General features: G+C 41.5%; 16 protein-coding genes, 1 riboswitch and 1 other annotated feature. Of the genes, 5 read left to right on the forward strand and 11 right to left on the reverse strand.

Features of this window, described 5'->3' with window-relative positions; translation table 11 throughout:
- The first annotated feature begins 141 nt into the window (after positions 1 to 141).
- Positions 142 to 1185, forward strand: a complete 1044-nt coding sequence (locus tag ACZ42C_RS07520; RefSeq protein ID WP_461183749.1) for a C45 family autoproteolytic acyltransferase/hydolase — start codon at positions 142 to 144, stop codon at positions 1183 to 1185.
- Positions 1186 to 1267: 82 nt separating this feature from the next.
- Here ACZ42C_RS07520 and ACZ42C_RS07525 read toward each other — a convergent pair whose 3' ends face one another.
- The 7 genes from ACZ42C_RS07525 to leuS all read right to left on the reverse strand — a co-directional run bounded on the left by ACZ42C_RS07525 (position 1268) and on the right by leuS (position 8974).
- Complete coding sequence (locus ACZ42C_RS07525; protein WP_461183745.1) at positions 1268 to 1474, reverse strand: transcription initiation factor TFIIIB; 207 nt, start codon at positions 1472 to 1474, stop codon at positions 1268 to 1270.
- Positions 1475 to 1665: 191 nt separating this feature from the next.
- Positions 1666 to 2688 carry a DUF2332 domain-containing protein gene (locus ACZ42C_RS07530; RefSeq protein WP_461183746.1) on the reverse strand — a complete coding sequence of 341 codons (1023 nt, stop codon included), beginning with the start codon at positions 2686 to 2688 and terminating at the stop codon, positions 1666 to 1668.
- 141 nt (positions 2689 to 2829) lie between these two features.
- Positions 2830 to 3837 (reverse strand): alpha/beta fold hydrolase, encoded by a 1008-nt coding sequence (locus ACZ42C_RS07535; protein WP_461183747.1) that lies wholly within the window; start codon positions 3835 to 3837, stop codon positions 2830 to 2832.
- Between the two features lie 71 nt (positions 3838 to 3908).
- On the reverse strand, positions 3909 to 4394 hold the full coding sequence (locus tag ACZ42C_RS07540) for a tetratricopeptide repeat protein (RefSeq protein WP_461183748.1): 486 nt from the start codon (positions 4392 to 4394) through the stop codon (positions 3909 to 3911).
- A 152-nt stretch (positions 4395 to 4546) separates the two neighbouring features.
- Positions 4547 to 5728 carry an IS256 family transposase gene (locus tag ACZ42C_RS07545; protein WP_464891246.1) on the reverse strand — a complete coding sequence of 394 codons (1182 nt, stop codon included), beginning with the start codon at positions 5726 to 5728 and terminating at the stop codon, positions 4547 to 4549.
- A gap of 234 nt (positions 5729 to 5962) precedes the next feature.
- On the reverse strand, positions 5963 to 6397 hold the full coding sequence (locus ACZ42C_RS07550) for a universal stress protein (protein ID WP_461182416.1): 435 nt from the start codon (positions 6395 to 6397) through the stop codon (positions 5963 to 5965).
- 165 nt (positions 6398 to 6562) lie between these two features.
- Positions 6563 to 8974, reverse strand: a complete 2412-nt coding sequence (gene leuS, locus ACZ42C_RS07555; RefSeq protein ID WP_461182417.1) for a leucine--tRNA ligase — start codon at positions 8972 to 8974, stop codon at positions 6563 to 6565.
- Positions 8975 to 9054: 80 nt separating this feature from the next.
- Positions 9055 to 9292 (reverse strand) — a binding site (T-box leader).
- A gap of 97 nt (positions 9293 to 9389) precedes the next feature.
- Here leuS and mnmM point away from each other — a divergent pair.
- Entirely contained in the window at positions 9390 to 9959 is a 570-nt protein-coding gene (mnmM, locus tag ACZ42C_RS07560) for a tRNA 5-(aminomethyl)-2-thiouridylate-methyltransferase MnmM (RefSeq protein WP_461182418.1), read from the forward strand.
- Positions 9960 to 10333: 374 nt separating this feature from the next.
- Here the strand turns inward: mnmM and ACZ42C_RS07565 are convergent, their stop codons facing one another.
- The gene (locus ACZ42C_RS07565; RefSeq protein ID WP_461182419.1) at positions 10334 to 11398 is read right to left on the reverse strand and encodes a tetraprenyl-beta-curcumene synthase family protein; all 1065 of its coding nucleotides are present in this window, start codon (positions 11396 to 11398) and stop codon (positions 10334 to 10336) included.
- An 84-nt stretch (positions 11399 to 11482) separates the two neighbouring features.
- Between ACZ42C_RS07565 and ACZ42C_RS07570 the strand changes: the two genes are divergently transcribed.
- Entirely contained in the window at positions 11483 to 11998 is a 516-nt protein-coding gene (locus ACZ42C_RS07570; RefSeq protein ID WP_461182420.1) for a gamma carbonic anhydrase, read from the forward strand.
- A gap of 23 nt (positions 11999 to 12021) precedes the next feature.
- Complete coding sequence (locus ACZ42C_RS07575) at positions 12022 to 12558, forward strand: DUF1572 family protein (RefSeq protein ID WP_461182421.1); 537 nt, start codon at positions 12022 to 12024, stop codon at positions 12556 to 12558.
- Positions 12559 to 12600: 42 nt separating this feature from the next.
- Here ACZ42C_RS07575 and metK read toward each other — a convergent pair whose 3' ends face one another.
- A complete protein-coding gene (metK, locus tag ACZ42C_RS07580; protein ID WP_461182422.1) occupies positions 12601 to 13800 on the reverse strand; it encodes a methionine adenosyltransferase in 1200 nt (399 codons plus the stop codon).
- Between the two features lie 219 nt (positions 13801 to 14019).
- A riboswitch (SAM riboswitch) is annotated at positions 14020 to 14126 on the reverse strand.
- A 319-nt stretch (positions 14127 to 14445) separates the two neighbouring features.
- Between metK and pckA the strand changes: the two genes are divergently transcribed.
- Entirely contained in the window at positions 14446 to 16020 is a 1575-nt protein-coding gene (gene pckA, locus ACZ42C_RS07585; protein ID WP_461182423.1) for a phosphoenolpyruvate carboxykinase (ATP), read from the forward strand.
- A 594-nt stretch (positions 16021 to 16614) separates the two neighbouring features.
- Here pckA and ACZ42C_RS07590 read toward each other — a convergent pair.
- On the reverse strand, positions 16615 to 17244 hold the full coding sequence (locus ACZ42C_RS07590) for a transposase (RefSeq protein WP_461182424.1): 630 nt from the start codon (positions 17242 to 17244) through the stop codon (positions 16615 to 16617).
- The gene (locus ACZ42C_RS07595; RefSeq protein WP_461182425.1) at positions 17241 to 17825 is read right to left on the reverse strand and encodes an IS110 family transposase; all 585 of its coding nucleotides are present in this window, start codon (positions 17823 to 17825) and stop codon (positions 17241 to 17243) included. The genes ACZ42C_RS07590 and ACZ42C_RS07595 overlap by 4 nt, the downstream gene beginning before the upstream one ends.
- Positions 17826 to 18168: the final 343 nt, after the last annotated feature.

The following is an 18168-nucleotide window of genomic DNA, read 5'->3' on the forward strand; positions in this document are numbered from 1 at the left end:
CTTTTTCCATTCAGCTTCCACTGAAATTGTTCAGGCAGACAATTGATTACGGGCTTTTATATAAACCAGGCATCAAATTATACATTACATATTACATACCGTACACTGGGAATAGAAAGAACCAAAAGAGGAATGGATAAAATGCAACAGTATTTCAGTGACGTTATTCAATATAGAGGAAATCACTACGATTTCGGTTATTATCAAGGGGAACTGCTAAGGAATTCCCCTATATTGCCGAACCGTGAAAAACAATGGGGACCAAAGAAAGACAGGCATTTCCTCGTTGATACGGGGGCTTATAAAGAAATGATGGCCAAGTTGTCACCCGCTATATTGGAAGAAATCTATGGTCTGCGTGATGCGTTGAATTTGAATACCGAAAAAGCATTTCGATTATTTGGCGGTTATTACTTGGAATTTACCAGAAGTGGTTGTTCCATTTTTACTGATCCCAATTTTATGGTTCGTAATTATGACAGTCACCCAAGGGGCTACGAAGGGCGTTATATGCTATATCAGCCTACAGATGAGGGATACGCTGTGATTGGTCCGTCCATGCAAATTACGGGACGGATTGATGGCATGAATGAAAAAGGACTGGTGATGGGCTATAATTTCACGCACAGTAAAAAATCAGGTGACGGTTTTATATGTAACATGATTGGCCGCCTCATTCTAGAATCCTGTGCAAACGTTGATGAAGCCATCTCTCTGCTGAAAGAACTCCCCCACCGCCATTCGTTCAGTTATGTACTGCTGGATCCTTCAGGAGCATCCTATATAGTCGAAGCTTCCCCGAGACATGTGGTTGCCCGGAAGTCCAATGTATGCACAAATCATTTTCACTTATTGGATGAAGAAAACAGATATAGGCAGGAAGAGACCCGTCAAAGAGAAAAAACGATATTGGATGAGCAGCAGCATGCAATGAATCCTTATGGGGCTTATAAAGTAATGAACAGTCCTGATCATGGAATTTTTTCAAGCAAGTACGATGCCTCCGCCGGTACGCTTCATACATCGGCATATTTCCCGAAAGAATTGAAGGCATGGTTTGTGATCGGACCGGACAGGAAACCGGTAATTTTTGATTTTAGAAAGTGGCTTCAGGGAGATAATATTCATATTACCAGGATTAAAGGAGAGCTGGATTATCACAGGCCGTTTGTGAATATGGGATAAGTTGGTAATTTGGAGGGCATTTGCATAAAAACACACGGATTGCTCAGAATTTCTCTATCTGAGCAACTTTTTTGAAGCGAATTTAAAATAGTGTCCCTTTGAACTTTTCCGGTTTTTTTACGTAGCCTTCTATAATATATCCGCATTCCGTGCAAATTATGTATTCTACTGTCGAACCCATACTCATCTTGTTTACTGGATGCATGGCTGAATAACCACTGTGTTTTCCTTTTCCCAATTCTTTACCACCACATTTTGGGCACACTGCAATACTTTCAGCTTCTTTCATTTGTTTTTCCTCCAATTTATAAAACTTATCATATTCATTTCTGTTCTTTAATTTCATTTAGCAAACCAAAACATTTCTCATCTTGTTTATTTCCCTGCCTGAGCTTACTCTCAATTGAAAAAAGTGTTATAAGTGCAATGACTCCTATTACAACAAGCAAATTGCTCCTTCCTATTTGTAAACAGTCTGAACTAAAGCGCCCACGTAAACCATCTACCATGCCCGTCCGTCTCACCAACTATCTTCGCGAACGCATTTCCATCAATATAATAATCCAGACGCAGATTTTTATCGAAAACATTGTTATAAATATGAAAAATATCTCTGGTAGATCCTATAGATTCAACTTGTTCAAGTAAATTCTCTTTTACATGAGTCGACATTTGATTGGCAACGTGGGTGTGGAAGACACAAATGGCACGGTCCTTTGGTATAGCATTTGTCAGTTCCGATAGTAATTCCACCCCGTCTCCTTCAACCAGTGTTACAGGATTTTCCTTCAAGCATTCTGCCGCCTTGTTAAATAATTCTCTTCTTTCAGCGTGTTCCGGCCAAATCAGGGCATTCAACCAAAGGCGCTCCTCCTCTTTCGTTAAATCAATTGTATGGAGATCTATGCCAATGCGGGAAATAAACAGCGGCATATCCCCATATAGGTTTGGTAGTTTATCGCTTCTGATTTCAGAAGTTAAATGTACCTTTGAATCCTGATTCCCGTATGTTTTGTTTGTACCATATGAGTAGCTGTACTTATCCCATAAAAGTTGTAATCCAGCACTTGTTCCGAGTGCGATTAAAGCCAGGGGCTTCCTTGCAATGTTATAAATATAATGAAAAACCGGAAAAAGATAGGCACATCTCCTAACTTCATTCGTCTGTACCAATTTACTTTCCAGAATCGGAATTATTTCATCTGTGTATTGCTTACAAAAGTCTCGGAAATACTTATATGAATCTAATGCATTTCCCGGTTTCCTGATGATACTAGGATAAAATTCTTTTAAGCTATGTACCTTTCCTTTCAGTAACAGATAATGCACAGCCCCAAACAACATGTTTGGGATGGGCTGACCTTCTCTTGCGTATGATGCTAATTCCAATATGGCTTTATCTTCCGCAATTCTTAAAGAAAGAAATTCATATAACTTACTTGAACCTTTGCATTCATTTTCAGCGAATACTTTAAAATGTTTGGATAGGCGGTTTGGATCCACAAAGCTGCTCCTTTCAATATTATAATTAGATGGTCTTCCCGCACTCCTTTTACTCAAGTTTATAGATAGAAATATTGTATACCCTGGGATGAAGAACATAGGTCATTCATGTATTTTTTTGCTTTCATTTACAAAGTTAAGTTAACTTCCCGGACGCCCCAATATTTCATTTTCGATAATTTCATAAAAATATTCCGGTTCCTCAATAAACGGACTATGTGCTGAATGGTTGAAGGTATACATTTTTTTATACGGAGTCTGAACCGCTTCATAAAAACGATTGGCCTGTGTCCATGTTGTTATATAATCATGCCTGCCATGTAGAAGGAAAACCGGAAGATCGAGTGACGGGACAAGCTTTACCAGATCAGCAGCTGCAAGATTCCCGCCAAGCGACTGCCAAGCGTAGTTACTCCCGATAAGTATGTTTATTTTTTCTCTGAGTGAATAGTTTGGACTACCAAAAATGTGTTTAAGAGTCTCAAGATTAGCGTAACCCTCACGTTTAAAGCCCCCGCCATATGCGTTTACATATTTTGATTTAATAGCGCCATAGGAACGATTTATATAATAAAAAGTATCAATGTGAATTTTTTCAAGTTGTTTTTGGGCACGGTGGTCCCGTTTCTTTTTTGCAGTGGCCAGCATAAAATCATAGGTCTCTTTTTCCGATTCCAGCGCTGAACCAATTTGGCCTATCCCGATATAAGCATAAAAAAGCTCCGGACGTTTACAAGCTGCAAGGCTTCCTAAAAAAGTACCCCAGGAATGGCCAAGCAGATATACTTTATCCCGGGCATATACTTTTTTTAAGTAATTTACCACCTGAAATGTATCATCCAGTAACTGTTCCACTGTCAAAGGCGTTTTGGCTGCCTTCCCATCATAGGACATCCCTGTACCTCTTTGGTCCCAGTAACAGACATCGAAATACTTCTCAAGCTTCAGACCATGCGCTTTGATCAGAGGGTAGGCCGGAAATCCGGGGCCGCCATGCAGAAACAGCAATAATGGCTTTTGTTGGTTGAGCGTTTCGATAATCAATCCTTGTCTTGCTCCATTTATATTTATGTATTTTTTCACCATAGAACCTGTCAGGTTTTCTTCTCCAGCGTATTTCAACGGCTTCTCAAAAGATTCCACCAACATTTTCCCACCTGCTTTTATTATGTATTTTTAGGGAATAGATCCGTAAAACCAACTGCAATATTGAGTTTCATTCACGCCCAAATTTCATCCAATTTATCAGCATAAAAACGGATTGCTTTCTTATATTGGTTAATTTTTGTATCTTCAGATGTCTCTGCTATGCATCCCAACAATAATTCTATTGATTTTTCATGTTCTTTTAAGTTATACAGGGTCATTGCATAAAAAACCTGGATAGCATGGCTTTCAGGGAATAATACCATTGCTTCTTGCAATATCCTTTTTGATTGCTCGTATCTTCCCAATGCCCTAAGACTGCTTCCCAATCCTAAATAGGCTTCTTCCAGCTCTTTTGGGGGCAGTCCTAATTTAATCGCCTTTTTATAAAAAGGTATTGCTTTCATTTCTTCACCAATCAAATCAAAACTCACGGCACATTGATAATTGATTTTTGCATCATTAGGAAAATCGCCTGTTAACTTCATAAGTAATTCATTTGATTCATCGTATTTCTCACTTTTCCGTAAATCCAACGCATTAATTAATATATGTCTCATCTAAATCTTCTCCAACTTTAAAGTTTCTTTTTTTATCATAAGGTTCCGTCAAGAAGTATGTGTAAATTTTAATAGGGTATTCCACAGAATTGGTGGGGGAGCAGTCATCATCCCCCGGGTACCCGGGGGATGATGACTGAAAATTCTCCCGGTTATACTTTGCTTGTTTTTCCATATCTTGCTTCAAACATGTCTTGAAGCGGCTGATAAGCACTCGCAAAGCCTCGCAGTTTCCGTTCTGCCCATTTTTGATTGTAGTCAATGGATTGGAGATAAACCACTTTCTCTGCCGCCTTTTCGCTGGGCAGGCTGTTCATCGTCTTGGTACGTTTTTTGATTTCCTTCATCGTTCGCTCAATGATGTTTGTCGTGTAGATCATGCGCTGGATGGATGACGGGTAATTTAAAAACGTCAGAAGCACATCTAAGTCTTTCTCCCACGATTTGACGATTTTAGGATGCTTAGCCTCCCAAGCATGTTTAAAAGCCTGGAATTGCTTTTTGGCTTCTTCTCTTGTACTTGCCTCGTAAATGGGCTTTAGATCCTCGGCAATGGCCGTTTGGTCTTTTTTACGTACGGCATTTATGGCATTTCGGATTTTGTGAACGACACAGCGCTGCACATCAGCCTTTGGATAAACTTCTTTCATTGCGTCTTCTAAACCAGGCAGGCCGTCAAATACACCAAGCAGCACTTCCTCGGCACCGCGCTTGTAAAGGTCAAGAAGGATTTCTTTCCAACCGAGTGAACTTTCTTGGCCGCCGACATAGAAACCGAGAATCTCGCGATAACCATCTTCGGTGATGCCAATGACCAGGTAGACGACTTCGTTATCAACGTCATCGCGACGCAGCTTGAGATAGGTTCCATCAAGATAAAGAACCGAATAGCGTTTCTGCAGCTTGCGCTCTTGCCATGATTCGATATTTTCCAGTGTGACATCCGTTATATTGCTTACCGTTGTTGCCGAATAAGCAGAACCCAACATGTGCTCGATCATTTGACCGATTTCACGGGTGCTGATGCCTTTCTGGTACATTCTCGTGACCGTTTCTCCAACCCATTGGTCACGGCGCTGGTAAGGATCAAACAACTCCGTCTTAAATTCACCGTTGCGATCACGCGGAACAGCAAGGTCATCGATATGACCGTGCTTGGTGTCGAGAGTGCGTGTGTAGTACCCGTTTTTCACCTGTTTCAGTTCAGGGTGCTCCACCTTAAAAAACTGTTCCATTTCTTCTTTCATAATGGTTTCCAGGTGCTCTTTGACAAAGTCACGAACAAGTGTGTCAAGTTGATTCATAAAGTCATTATTGGTTATACTATGAGACATGGTAGGGTTTCTCCTCTCTTAGAATTTTAGCCAATTCCGAGGGTACCCTACCTCGTTTTTTGTCTCAAATAATTTACACAAACTATTTTACGTCATCTATCATAACATAACAAATCCAATAATTAATCTTAATTTTTTAATAAATAGGCCAATAAAAAAACACTTGGATTTATACAATCACAAGTGTGAAAATATTATTTATTATATCTGTATATAGGAATCTTTAAAGTGATGCTATTTAATAATTAAAATCGGACAATGGGAATACTGCACAATGTGATTACTCACGCTTCCCAAAAGGATTTGTCTCATGCTTCCGAGTCCACGGCTTCCCGCGATAATGAGATCTATATCATTTACTTTGGCGTAATCACATATCGTTTTTCCGGCGTTACGCTGCTTTTCCTCAATATATACACGGGTTTCAACGGTTATATTATCTTTTTGAAACTCCCGCTTGATGTCTTCAATTTCCTTTTCCATACCCTCGGCAATATCTTTCTGAATACTCAGTGCTACACCATGATTCGTACTGGGACCTGCCTTCGTAACTACAGCTAAAATATGAACCTCCGTCTCCGGCACACCGCCAGCCTGTAATTTGGCTTCCTCAAGCGCTTCTCTGCTTAGTTCCGATCCATCATAGGCTACAAGAATTCGACGTTTCATATGCTATCACACCTTTATTTATGGATTAAGGAAGGTACCCTTCTCCCTACTTATATTATACCACACATTAATGCTTGCAAATTCATCTGTTTTACGACAATTTAAGTAAACACCAGGACGGTTTTCCTGTTGTAAATGTAACAAGAGAACCGTCCCGGTGTTTCATTAATTTGCCACTATATTTACTAGTTTTCCAGGAACAACAATTACTTTTCGAACAGTCTTTCCTTCGACCTGTTCTTTGATTTTTTCATTGGCCAGCGCCTGTGCTTCCATTTCTTCTTTTGTTGCATCCTTTGCCACGTGAATTTTCGCACGGACTTTGCCCATGATTTGTACAGCTATTTCCACTTCGTCCTCGACCAGTTTTGTTTCATCATAAGCTGGCCAAGGTTCGTACGTAATTGTATCTTTATGACCCAGCTTCTCCCAAAGCTCTTCTGCAAGATGCGGTGCAACAGGGGATAAAAGTTTTACGAAGCCTTCCATATATTCCTTCGGCAGCTTCTCCTGCTTGTTTCCTTCATTTACAAATACCATCATTTGTGAAATGCCGGTATTAAACTGCAGCGTGGAAAAGTCCTCCGTTACTTTTTTCACCGTTTCATTGTACACTTTATCCATTGCTTTGTTTTCTTCTTCAGTAATTTTATCGGACAGTGATCCGTCCTCAGAGGCAAACAAGCGCCATACCCGATCAAGGAACCTTCTTGCTCCGTCCAGACCATTTGTCGACCATGCTACTGACGCTTCCAGCGGTCCCATGAACATTTCATACAGGCGCAGGGTGTCCGCTCCGTGAGATGAAATAATATCATCCGGGTTAACTACATTCCCTTTTGACTTACTCATTTTTTCATTGCCTTCCCCAAGAATCATTCCTTGGTTAAAGAGCTTCATGAACGGTTCTTTAGTTGGAACCACACCAATATCATACAAAAATTTATGCCAGAAACGGGCATACAGCAGATGAAGCACCGCATGCTCCGCACCGCCGATGTAAATATCAACGGGCAGCCATTTTTTCAATGCATCCGGGTCTGCAAGCTGATCCGGATTCTCCGGGTCAATATACCGCAGGAAATACCAGCAGCTTCCCGCCCATTGGGGCATCGTATTGGTTTCTCTACGGCCTTTCATTCCAGTTTCCGGATCAGTCACATTTACCCAATCACTATTGGCAAGCGGGGATTCTCCTGTACCTGACGGCTTAATTTCATCCATCTCCGGCAATTCCAAAGGCAGTTCCTCATCGGGAACAGTTGTCATGGTGCCGTCTTCCCAATGAATAATTGGAATTGGCTCTCCCCAATAGCGTTGTCTGGAAAATAGCCAATCACGCAGACGATAGGTGATCTCCTTTTTCCCTATTTTGTTTTCCTCCAGCCAGTCAATCATTTTGGAAATTGCTTCTTCATTATGCAAGCCATTCAGGAATTCGGAATTAATATGTTCACCGTCTCCCGTGTAAGCTTCCTTGGAAAGGTCTCCACCGGAAACAACTTCCACAATCGGCAGTTCAAACTTCGTTGCAAATTCATAGTCTCGCTCATCATGTCCGGGAACTGCCATAATCGCTCCTGTTCCATAAGACATGAGGACATAATCCGCAATCCAGATCGGCATTTTTTCATTGTTTACCGGGTTGATGGCATAAGCCCCCGTGAAAACCCCTGTCTTATCTTTTGCCAGATCCGTACGTTCCAGATCGGATTTTGTTTCTACTTTATGCAAATAATCTTCCACTGCTGATTTTTGTGCTTCCGTAACAATTTCTTTTACGTATGGATGTTCCGGTGCAAATACGGCATAGGTTGCCCCAAACAATGTATCGGGACGTGTGGTGAAAACATCAAAATGCTTATCATGACCATCAATGGAAAATCTGACTTCTGCCCCTTCCGACCTTCCAATCCAATTGCGCTGCATATCTTTTAGGTTTTCCGGCCAGTCCAGTTCTTCCAAATCTTCAAGCAGACGGTCTGCATAAGCAGTAATTTTTAAAACCCACTGTCTCATTGGTTTTCGGTAAACAGGATGTCCGCCGCGTTCACTTTTTCCGTCAATGACTTCTTCGTTTGCCAGTACGGTATTTAGTGCCGGGCACCAGTTAACTGCGACCTCATCCACATAGGCAAGTCCTTGTTCATACAGCTTTTTGAAAATCCACTGGGTCCATTTATAGTAGCTTGGATCCATCGTGCTTATTTCCCTGTCCCAGTCATAAGAAAATCCGATTTCCTTCATTTGTCTTTTAAATGTAGCAATATTACTCAGCGTAAAATCTTTCGGGCTGTTCCCAGTATCAATTGCATACTGCTCTGCCGGCAGACCGAATGAATCCCAGCCCATCGGGTGCAGCACTTCATACCCCTGCATCCGTTTCATACGTGACAAAATATCCGTAGCCGTATAGCTCAGCGGATGCCCGACATGCAGTCCTGCTCCCGAGGGATACGGAAACATATCCAAGGCGTAGAACTTCTCCTTTTCCGAATACGTATCCGTTTTAAATGTTTTCTTTTCTTCCCAATAATTTTGCCATTTCTTTTCGATTTTCTGATGATGAAAACTCATTCTGCTTCCTCCTTTGATCAAACAACTATTATCGCCATTGTGTTGTACATTCCGATGAAAAAAAGCCACTCATCCCCCTGGAAAGGGACGAGAGGCTTGTTATTCCCGCGGTACCACCCAAATTAACGCAGCAGCGCATTGTTTCGCAATTTACCGGCGTTCACTTGAATTCTTAACGCGAATCATACGGCAGAAGCTACTTGGCTTCACCCCTGCAACATGGAAGGCGAGTTCATAATTTTTCAGGGACAGTTTTCACCGGCCACTGCCTCTCTTTACCTGAAAATAATTACTACTAATCCTTCCCGGCGTCGTTTTATTATGTATATTGAATTTTATTGAAGTGCCACCGTTTTGTCAAGGCAATTTGCTTTGTATTCTGCTAAAATAGACATATATCAACACGAAGGGGATTATGACGTTGAAGGGAATTTTGAAATACGCACACTATTTACTGGAAGAAACCGTAGAAAAAGGCGATACGGTCATCGATGCCACATGCGGCAATGGACATGACACTGTTTTTTTAAGCAGACTGGTTGGCGAGGAAGGTCATGTGCTGGCGATTGATATTCAGGAACAGGCCATTCAGTCCACGAAGGATAGGCTTGTCGAAAATCGGCTGAAAAATGTTTCCCTCATCCATGACAGCCATGCCTATATTGGAGACTATTTGCAACTGGAGGATGAAGCAAAACTGGGGGGAGCGATTTTCAACCTTGGATATTTGCCCCGCAGTGATAAAAAGGTTATTACGGAAAGTGACTCAACCATTACCGCTGTCAGTTCCATTTTGTATCATCTGAAACAGAACAGGCTCGTAGTTATAGTTGTATATCACGGACATGAAGGCGGTGAGGCAGAGAAGAAAGCCCTTTTAAAATACGTGACTACACTGGATCAAAAAAAATTCGCTGTGCTGAAGTACGGGTTTATTAATCAGAAAAATGATCCACCATTTATCTTGGCCGTGCAGAAGAAATAAAGCCCGGAAAGGCAGAGGAATATGCCTTCCGGGTTATTTTTTTGGTTTGAAGCTCTTCCACTGGGGATTCGCCCATTAACTTAGGGATTCGCTCATAAGTACCGGGAAGCGCTCATAAATTCTGGATTCCGCTCATAACTCCAGGAAATCGCTCATAATTCCAGGAAACCGCCCATAAACTAGTGGGATCCGCTCATAATTCCAGGAAACCGCCCATAAACTAGAGGGATTCGCTCATAATTCCAGGAAATCGCTCATAAAACCAGGAAACCGCTCATAACTCGGGAGAAGCGCTCATAGCCAGGGAAATTCATTCAAAACCTCAAATAAAACGCTCATATTTCTCCAATCCCTGGCCTGATATAACTTTTAAATCATTTCCCCAATCGATAATACGCCCTTGTATTCCAATGAAAAAATTTCGATTTAAATCCACTTCGCTGCAATAACACTTTTTTCATATCACGGGAAGCATCCACTCTTTTTAGCTTTCGATCTCCCAAATACAGCCCAACCAGCCCCTGGTGAACCATTTCATGAAAATGACGGTCAGGCAAGGTCTGCACTTGTTTATTCGCCTGTTCTATAAAATGGAGAAACCTCGCTTTCAACCTGTCCTGATTCGGGTAGTAATTACAAAAATTCAAATCCCCTTCTGTTTTATCCTCTTCCTGATCGATATAATAATCCAGTAAAATATGCAATCCCTGTATATAAGGAAAATAGGCTTTATAAATAGCTTCAGCTCGCTTCTCAGTCATTTTCCCGCCCATCGCGTAACTAACCAGGCAAAAAATTCCCAGCGTAGATCCAGCTGCTGCAGAGAATTCATACCAGGTTAAATCCAACTCCGGATCATTCTCTTTATCAAACCAATACCTTAAACGCGGAATGCGCTCATCCTGCCTGACATGCTTATGTACTTGTAAGTCTTCATATAGCCCTTCAAGTCTCCAGACATGCTCCTGAATATGACTATAGTTTTTTACATTGCGCAACATTTCCTGACAGGTTGCAGCCAATTCACTTAAATAGTTACCATCATCCTGGTCTTCCCGCAATGCATAATAATTTTCCTGGTCACTTCCCGGTGTTAGTGCATTTCGCATGGAGTGGTGCAGCAACCTGAAATCATCCGGGTCCAAAGAGGTGCTGCGGTCACATAGATTATCCAGGTAATCACTGATTGTCTGATAAGCAACAATGAAACGGATGGCTTCCCTCCACTGTTGCCCGGCAAGAAGTGCATAGACGGAACCCCCCTGGCAGTGAAACCGTTTGGAAGCCATACTGGCAAGCGCCTGTGTTCGCAGCTCTTCATTTGGAATAGCTTCAGCGCGAGTTTTCCAGTAGGCGAGCTCTTTCCTTACTGCTGGTAAAATTTTTCGATAAACAGCAGCCATGAGTGTGGCTGCATTTCCTGGGACAGGGGCAGTCAATTTATTTCCTCCGTTCTGCAACCGTTCTTTTCTATTTTTTGCTATACTATATTCTATATACCATCATGTCACAGGGGGATGCAAATGATTCATTCATACAAAGGCTACGAGCCGGAAATTCATGAGTCCGTTTTTGTAGCACATAACGCAACTATTATAGGAGACGTAAAAATTGACGAATTATCCAACATCTGGTTCAACACAGTTATTCGCGGGGACATTGCTCCTACCATCATTGGAAAAAGGGTTAGTGTACAGGACCTTTCCATGCTCCATCAGAGTCCGGATAATCCACTGATTTTGGAAGATGATGTGGCAATTGGCCACCAGGTTACTCTGCATTCGTCCATCATACGGAAAAATTCTCTTATTGGGATGGGATCAATTATATTGGATGGTGCAGAAGTTGGTGAAAGTGCCTTTGTAGGTGCAGGAAGTCTCGTACCACCCGGAAAAAAGATCCCTCCCCATACGATGGCCATGGGAAGACCGGCTAAAGTGGTCCGTGAACTGACGGAAAAGGATTATGCGGAGATGGACCGCGTCATTAAATCCTATGTGGAAAAATGTAATTATTACCGTGATCATACCGATTTGTAGTTTGAGCAAGAAAGGATTTTTTTATGACGATAGGTAAAGTATATATAAATGCCATTCATAGCAGGTTTGCCAGTGTAAAACAACTGGGAGATAAAACTATGGAGCAATTAACAAATGAAGAATTGCACTGGTCTGCCAATGATACTTCGAACAATATAGCAATTATTGTAAAGCATATGAGCGGGAATATGATTTCCAGGTGGACGGACTTTTTAAAGAGTGACGGTGAAAAACATAATCGCCTGCGAGATGAGGAATTTATCGATACATTTTTATCAAAGACAGATATTATGGACGCTTGGAATAAAGGCTGGAACGTTCTGTTTGATGCCATTGATTCGTTAAAGGAAGAAAACCTTTTGGAAACCGTTACAATCCGCGGGGAAAAGCACGCTGTCATTGAAGCAATAGAAAGACAGCTCTCCCATTATTCGTATCATGTCGGCCAGATTGTTTATATTGGTAAAGAGATTAAAAATGAAAACTGGACAAGTCTCAGTATACCTGTTGGAAAGTCGGAGGAATATTCACAGGAAATGCTTAACAAGCATAACGGATAAAATAATGCCTGGTTCCGGAAACTCCGGTTCCAGGCAGTTTTTTTACTTCTCGGTTAGTGCTTTTAATTCTTCCACTTTATCTGTTTTCTCCCATGGAAAACTCAAATCCGTTCTGCCAAAGTGTCCGTATGCAGACGTGTTTCTGAAGATCGGCTTCTGCAGATCCAGCATGCGGATAATTCCGGCCGGGCGCAGGTCAAACAGTTTTCTGACTGCCCGCACCAATTCTTCTTCACTCACCAAACCGGTGCCGAAAGTGTTGATTGCAATTGATACCGGCTCCGCTACTCCAATCGCATATGCAAGCTGCACTTCACAAGTTTTTGCAAGACCTGCAGCAACAATATTTTTAGCTACATAGCGGGCAGCATATGCTGCAGATCGGTCCACTTTGGTGGAATCCTTTCCACTGAATGCCCCACCGCCATGCCTTGCATAGCCACCATAAGTATCCACAATTATTTTTCGGCCTGTCAGCCCCGCGTCTCCCTGTGGTCCACCAATCACAAATCGCCCTGTTGGATTAATAAAATATTTGGTGGATTCATCGAGCAATTGTTCCGGCACCACTGGACGAATGACGTGTTCTTTAATATCTTTTTCTATTTGTTCCGTCGTTATATCCTGATGATGCTGAGTAGAAATGACGATAGTATCCACACGTGCAGGCTGGTCATGTTCATCATACTCCACAGTTACCTGGGTCTTCCCGTCCGGACGTAAATAGCCAAGCGTCTTATCTTTACGTACATCGGAAAGTCGTTTGGACATTTTGTGTGCCAGGGAAATCGGAAGTGGCATCAATTCTTCTGTCTCATCACATGCAAAGCCAAACATCATCCCCTGATCCCCGGCTCCAATGGAATCAATGTCCTCTTCGCTCATTTTTCCTTTCCGGGCCTCCAGGGCTGTATCCACCCCACCGGCAATATCCACGGATTGTTCATCAATTGCGGTTAAAACAGCACAGGTTTCCGCATCAAACCCGAATTTCGCCCGTGTATATCCTATATCCTTAATGGTCTGGCGTACGATTGCAGGAATATCTACGTAAGTACTCGTTGATATTTCACCGGACACCAATACAAGACCAGTTGTTACAGTTGTTTCACAAGCTACCCGTGCGTACGGATCCTTTTTTAAAATTTCATCCAGAATAGCATCCGAGATCTGATCGGCAATTTTATCCGGATGGCCTTCTGTTACTGATTCTGATGTGAATAAACGACGATTAGCAGCCATAAGGCTCTCTCCCTTATCATTTGTTACGGAACTCCATTACTATATGCTTAAGTTGATTTGGGGTGCATATGTAGAAGTAAGTCAGAGGTAGGAAATTACACTATTCAATAATCCGGATCCACTATTTATTCCATACCACCAGTCAACTGCCCAAATCAAGGTTTTACCCTAAACAAAAAAGCCTTTCCTGCATGTATGAGGAAAGGGTGTGGCCTTTCGCTCTTATTGTTCAAGGAAAATTCCTTGCACCAGGTTAGCACCATTTCACAAATGTGACGGTTGCTGGGCTTCATCGGGGCTGTCCCTCCACCAACTCTGAATAAGAGAGTATCCGCTCAAAGACAGATTAACGAAAACACGGGGGATTGTCAATAAAAACACCAATGGAACTGTATTTATGGAAACTTGATTAATCGTTCAATCTTAAAAATTAATGCTATATGACGGCGAATAATGTTATACTGTTATATAGGAAAGGGATCGTTTTTCACAAATTAATTCCTGCAACAAATTTGACACTTATTTTTTATAAATTAATATGATAATTAGTATGGATTATTTATTTAAATGTGTTATACTAATAAACAGATTCATGAAAACCAGCATTGGTATTTACATATTTTATCAAGAAGGCAGGTATCTCAAATGAAAACGATGATAGAAAATTTACATGCTCATAAAAATTTAAAACGTAATTTGTCTGTCCCTGGTTTAGTAGAAGAAATCTTAGAACGGGATGAAGGGTTACTGACAGCAACCGGAGCGGTTCGTTCAACAACCGGAAAATATACCGGCCGTTCCCCCAAGGATAAATTTATTGTACGGGATAACGAAACGGATAAAAAGATCGATTGGGGACCTGTCAACCAACCTATCGATGAGGCTTCTTTTGATAAGCTGTATCATAAAGTAATCGACTACTTGAGCGAAAAAGACACCCTTTACGAGTTCAATGGCTTTGCAGGTGCGGATGCGAAATACCGGCTCCCGATCCAGGTAATTAATGAATTTGCCTGGCATAATTTATTTGCCCGCCAGCTGTTTATTGTACCTACAGAAGAAGAACTGAAAAACCATCAATCTGAATTTACGGTTATTTCTGCACCGGATTTCCAGGCAGACCCGGAAGTGGATGGAACCAACTCGGAGACATTTATTATTATTTCCTTTAAAAAACGTGTCGTACTAATCGGCGGGACAGAATACGCCGGGGAGATTAAAAAATCCATCTTCTCCGTCATGAACTACCTCCTGCCACAGAACGACGTTATGTCCATGCACTGCTCTGCCAATGTGGGGCATGAAGGAGATGTTGCCTTATTCTTCGGCTTATCCGGCACAGGAAAAACTACCCTGTCCGCTGATCCATACCGCCGGCTTATCGGAGATGACGAACATGGATGGAGTCCGAACGGCGTCTTCAACATTGAAGGCGGATGTTATGCAAAATGTATTAACCTGTCTCAGGAAAAGGAACCACAGATTTTCGATGCAATCCGTTTTGGGTCTGTGCTCGAGAATGTCGTCCTGGATGATGACAGCAGACTGCCGGATTATGACGATACATCCTTAACGGAAAATACCAGGGCTGCATATCCATTGGAAAACATGGATAACATTGTCAGTCCAAGTATTGCTGGGCACCCAAATACAATTATCTTTTTAACAGCGGATGCTTCAGGCACATTGCCGCCGATCAGTAAGTTGACGAAAGAACAGGCAATGTATCATTTCCTCAGCGGATATACAAGTAAGCTCGCTGGAACAGAACGTGGAGTAACAGAACCGGAAGCAACGTTTTCAGCTTGTTTTGGGGCACCGTTCCTGCCGCTTGCTCCTTCCACTTATGCGAAGATGCTTGGGGAAAAAATTGATTCCTACAACTCTAACGTGTTTTTAGTTAACACTGGCTGGACTGGAGGCTCTTATGGGATTGGCCGCAGAATGAAATTGTCCTATACCCGTGCCATGGTACATTCAGCACTTGAGGGTGAACTGAATACGGCCGAAACAACAACAGATGATGTATTTGGCCTGGAAATTCCAATACATGTCCCCGGCGTTCCGGATGAAGTACTCGTACCAAGAAATGCATGGGATGATGAAGAAGCATACTATGAAGCAGCCACTTCCCTAGCCATGAAATTCCATGAGAACTTTAAAAAGTTTGACCAGGCTAGCCAGGAAATCAGAGAAGCTGGACCTATCTATAAAGGATAAAGGGAAAGAGATATTTTACACACCCCTTTTAACTTACGGAACCAGAGGCTGGGACATAACTAATTTTATTGGAAAAAACCAAACAAACGACTTGCCCAGCTCCGGGAATATACGGAGACTCCTTGAAAATGCTATGCATTTTCTCACGAAGATGTAATGCTGCCGAAGCTTTACTTGTCCAGCAGGATAAAAGGCATCGATGAGACCCCGCAGGGCAACATTAATGAAGGCCGACTAAAAACACCCTTTGCGGGCAACGTCGGCATACCCCTTGTCGGGGCAAGGAGGCTCATCAGCCGCCTGCGGCAAAGAAGACACTAAGAAAACGACCAACGGGAGTTTGATTAGATGTCGCACTTGTGCCCGTGGTGAAAGCGAAGTGTATTCCCGGAGCGGCCGGTGATACTCTATCACCATGATTTGTTCGGAATTTCTTCTAGACGTTATAGTTATGTCCCAGCCTCATTCCTACGATTAGTCAAGTCTTTTTATCATATATTTAAATGCTGTTTGATACGAAATATTTAAACATAGTAAATAAACCTCAAGCATTCAACTTTTTTGAGGGAATATATATGTTATAATCTAAGTGAATTATTGGTCCTTAGAGACCGTGTGCAAGTAATCGTACTTTGTATTGTTCCTGACCATGGAATAAATACACTTTAGTAGTTTGTTCATGCAAGCTATTACTGCAACCTTGTCCTTTTTAGGATGAGGTTGTTTTTTAAATTTATAATAGTAATCAACAATGTAATTTGGTGCAGCTTTTTGTTGGCGAATCATGTTTCGAACAATGAAATATAAGACTTTCCTTCCTTTCGGATTCCCACGCTTGTTAATATGATCTTGGCCCGCATACTTTCCTGATTGATATCTTCGAATATCAATCCCGATAAAGGCGTTGACTTTCTTATGATTTAAGAATCTTGAAATGTCTCCAACTTCGCCAATGAAAAGTGCTGCACTAATTTCACCTATACCTGGAAAACTTATGAGTAGTTCAAACTCTGGAAGTTGTTTGGCTTTCTCCATCATTTGTTTTGAGATATTCTCTTTTTCCTCCAATAGTTGAAGAAGTTGACTTGCGTAATATTGAACTTTTTGGGTTTGTATGCTGTTTGAAGATACAGCTGGATAAGACTCTTTTGCGTATTCTATAATTTCAACTGCTTTTTGTTTTGCGCGATTCTCGGATATCTTTTTGGTGGTACTTTTTATCAAAAGGTTTTCGTTTTACTCGTTTCTAACACGAATTCGGGATGCGGAAATAAAGCAATGAGCGTCAAGGCGTATGGTGTAACTCTCCTTGAAAAGAATCGCTCAAGCTCTGGGAAGCTTAATTGTAATGCATTATGCAGGTACATCCGTGTGCGCTTTATATTCTCTTCTATTTCTTGGTAAAAGCGAGATAAATCACGTATTTCATGATAGATATCCGGTTGGTGTATTTTTACTGGTCGATCATTCTGTTGATGAACTTGTGCCAATTTATGGGCATCATTCTTGTCTGTCTTCCAACTTCGTAACGTACCTTGTTCTAATTGTTTTTTTGCCGCAAGTGGGTTTAATAAGCAATAACGCAACTGATTTTTTTGGCAAAATGTTTCTACAGGCTTGGAGTAAATGCCAGCAGATTTAAAAACAAGTATTAAATCTTCAGGCAGATTACGGATCTCGTTTATTAGCTCCTCAAAACCAGCTTGATTATGTATTATTTCTCCTTCAGAAAGACAATTTTGATCGTTGTAAACAACTTTATAGCTTTTCCCCATCGAAACATCTAAAGCCATTACTGTTCCCATTTTACTACCTCTTTCTTCTGTTTGTATGAAAGTTCTTCACCTATTCATTTCGATTCCAATTTCCTTTACACGAGCTCATCGGCCCCAACATACTTAAACCTGATTCAAAAATGAAAGTGAAGAAGCCCGGTTTTATATTCGGATTCATGATCCTCGAGGCTTCATCCGGGCTTTCTTTCACTTCTCACTATATCTTAAAAAAGAAAATAGTGGGTAAAGTCACCCGTCGATGATCTTACCCACTAATCTTAGTATGTTTTAATTTATAAATTCTATTGAAACAGGGATTCAGTGTGATTTTAACTTTTGTACACACACAAGCTTGTTAAATTATTTACTCCAG

The organism is Virgibacillus kimchii (genome assembly GCF_055379185.1).

What these genes read in the sequence shown, in the direction of transcription:
- metK (WP_461182422.1), bottom strand. Translation starts at nt 13,800, where the DNA reads ATGGCTGCTAATCGTCGTTTATTCACATCAGAATCAGTAACAGAAGGC.
- ACZ42C_RS07525 (WP_461183745.1), bottom strand. Translation starts at nt 1,474, where the DNA reads ATGAAAGAAGCTGAAAGTATTGCAGTGTGCCCAAAATGTGGTGGTAAA.
- ACZ42C_RS07550 (WP_461182416.1), bottom strand. Translation starts at nt 6,397, where the DNA reads ATGAAACGTCGAATTCTTGTAGCCTATGATGGATCGGAACTAAGCAGA.
- ACZ42C_RS07540 (WP_461183748.1), bottom strand. Translation starts at nt 4,394, where the DNA reads ATGAGACATATATTAATTAATGCGTTGGATTTACGGAAAAGTGAGAAA.
- ACZ42C_RS07595 (WP_461182425.1), bottom strand. Translation starts at nt 17,825, where the DNA reads ATGGGAACAGTAATGGCTTTAGATGTTTCGATGGGGAAAAGCTATAAA.
- mnmM (WP_461182418.1), top strand. Translation starts at nt 9,390, where the DNA reads ATGACGTTGAAGGGAATTTTGAAATACGCACACTATTTACTGGAAGAA.
- pckA (WP_461182423.1), top strand. Translation starts at nt 14,446, where the DNA reads ATGAAAACGATGATAGAAAATTTACATGCTCATAAAAATTTAAAACGT.
- ACZ42C_RS07520 (WP_461183749.1), top strand. Translation starts at nt 142, where the DNA reads ATGCAACAGTATTTCAGTGACGTTATTCAATATAGAGGAAATCACTAC.
- ACZ42C_RS07545 (WP_464891246.1), bottom strand. Translation starts at nt 5,728, where the DNA reads ATGTCTCATAGTATAACCAATAATGACTTTATGAATCAACTTGACACA.
- ACZ42C_RS07570 (WP_461182420.1), top strand. Translation starts at nt 11,483, where the DNA reads ATGATTCATTCATACAAAGGCTACGAGCCGGAAATTCATGAGTCCGTT.
- ACZ42C_RS07575 (WP_461182421.1), top strand. Translation starts at nt 12,022, where the DNA reads ATGACGATAGGTAAAGTATATATAAATGCCATTCATAGCAGGTTTGCC.
- ACZ42C_RS07535 (WP_461183747.1), bottom strand. Translation starts at nt 3,837, where the DNA reads ATGTTGGTGGAATCTTTTGAGAAGCCGTTGAAATACGCTGGAGAAGAA.
- leuS (WP_461182417.1), bottom strand. Translation starts at nt 8,974, where the DNA reads ATGAGTTTTCATCATCAGAAAATCGAAAAGAAATGGCAAAATTATTGG.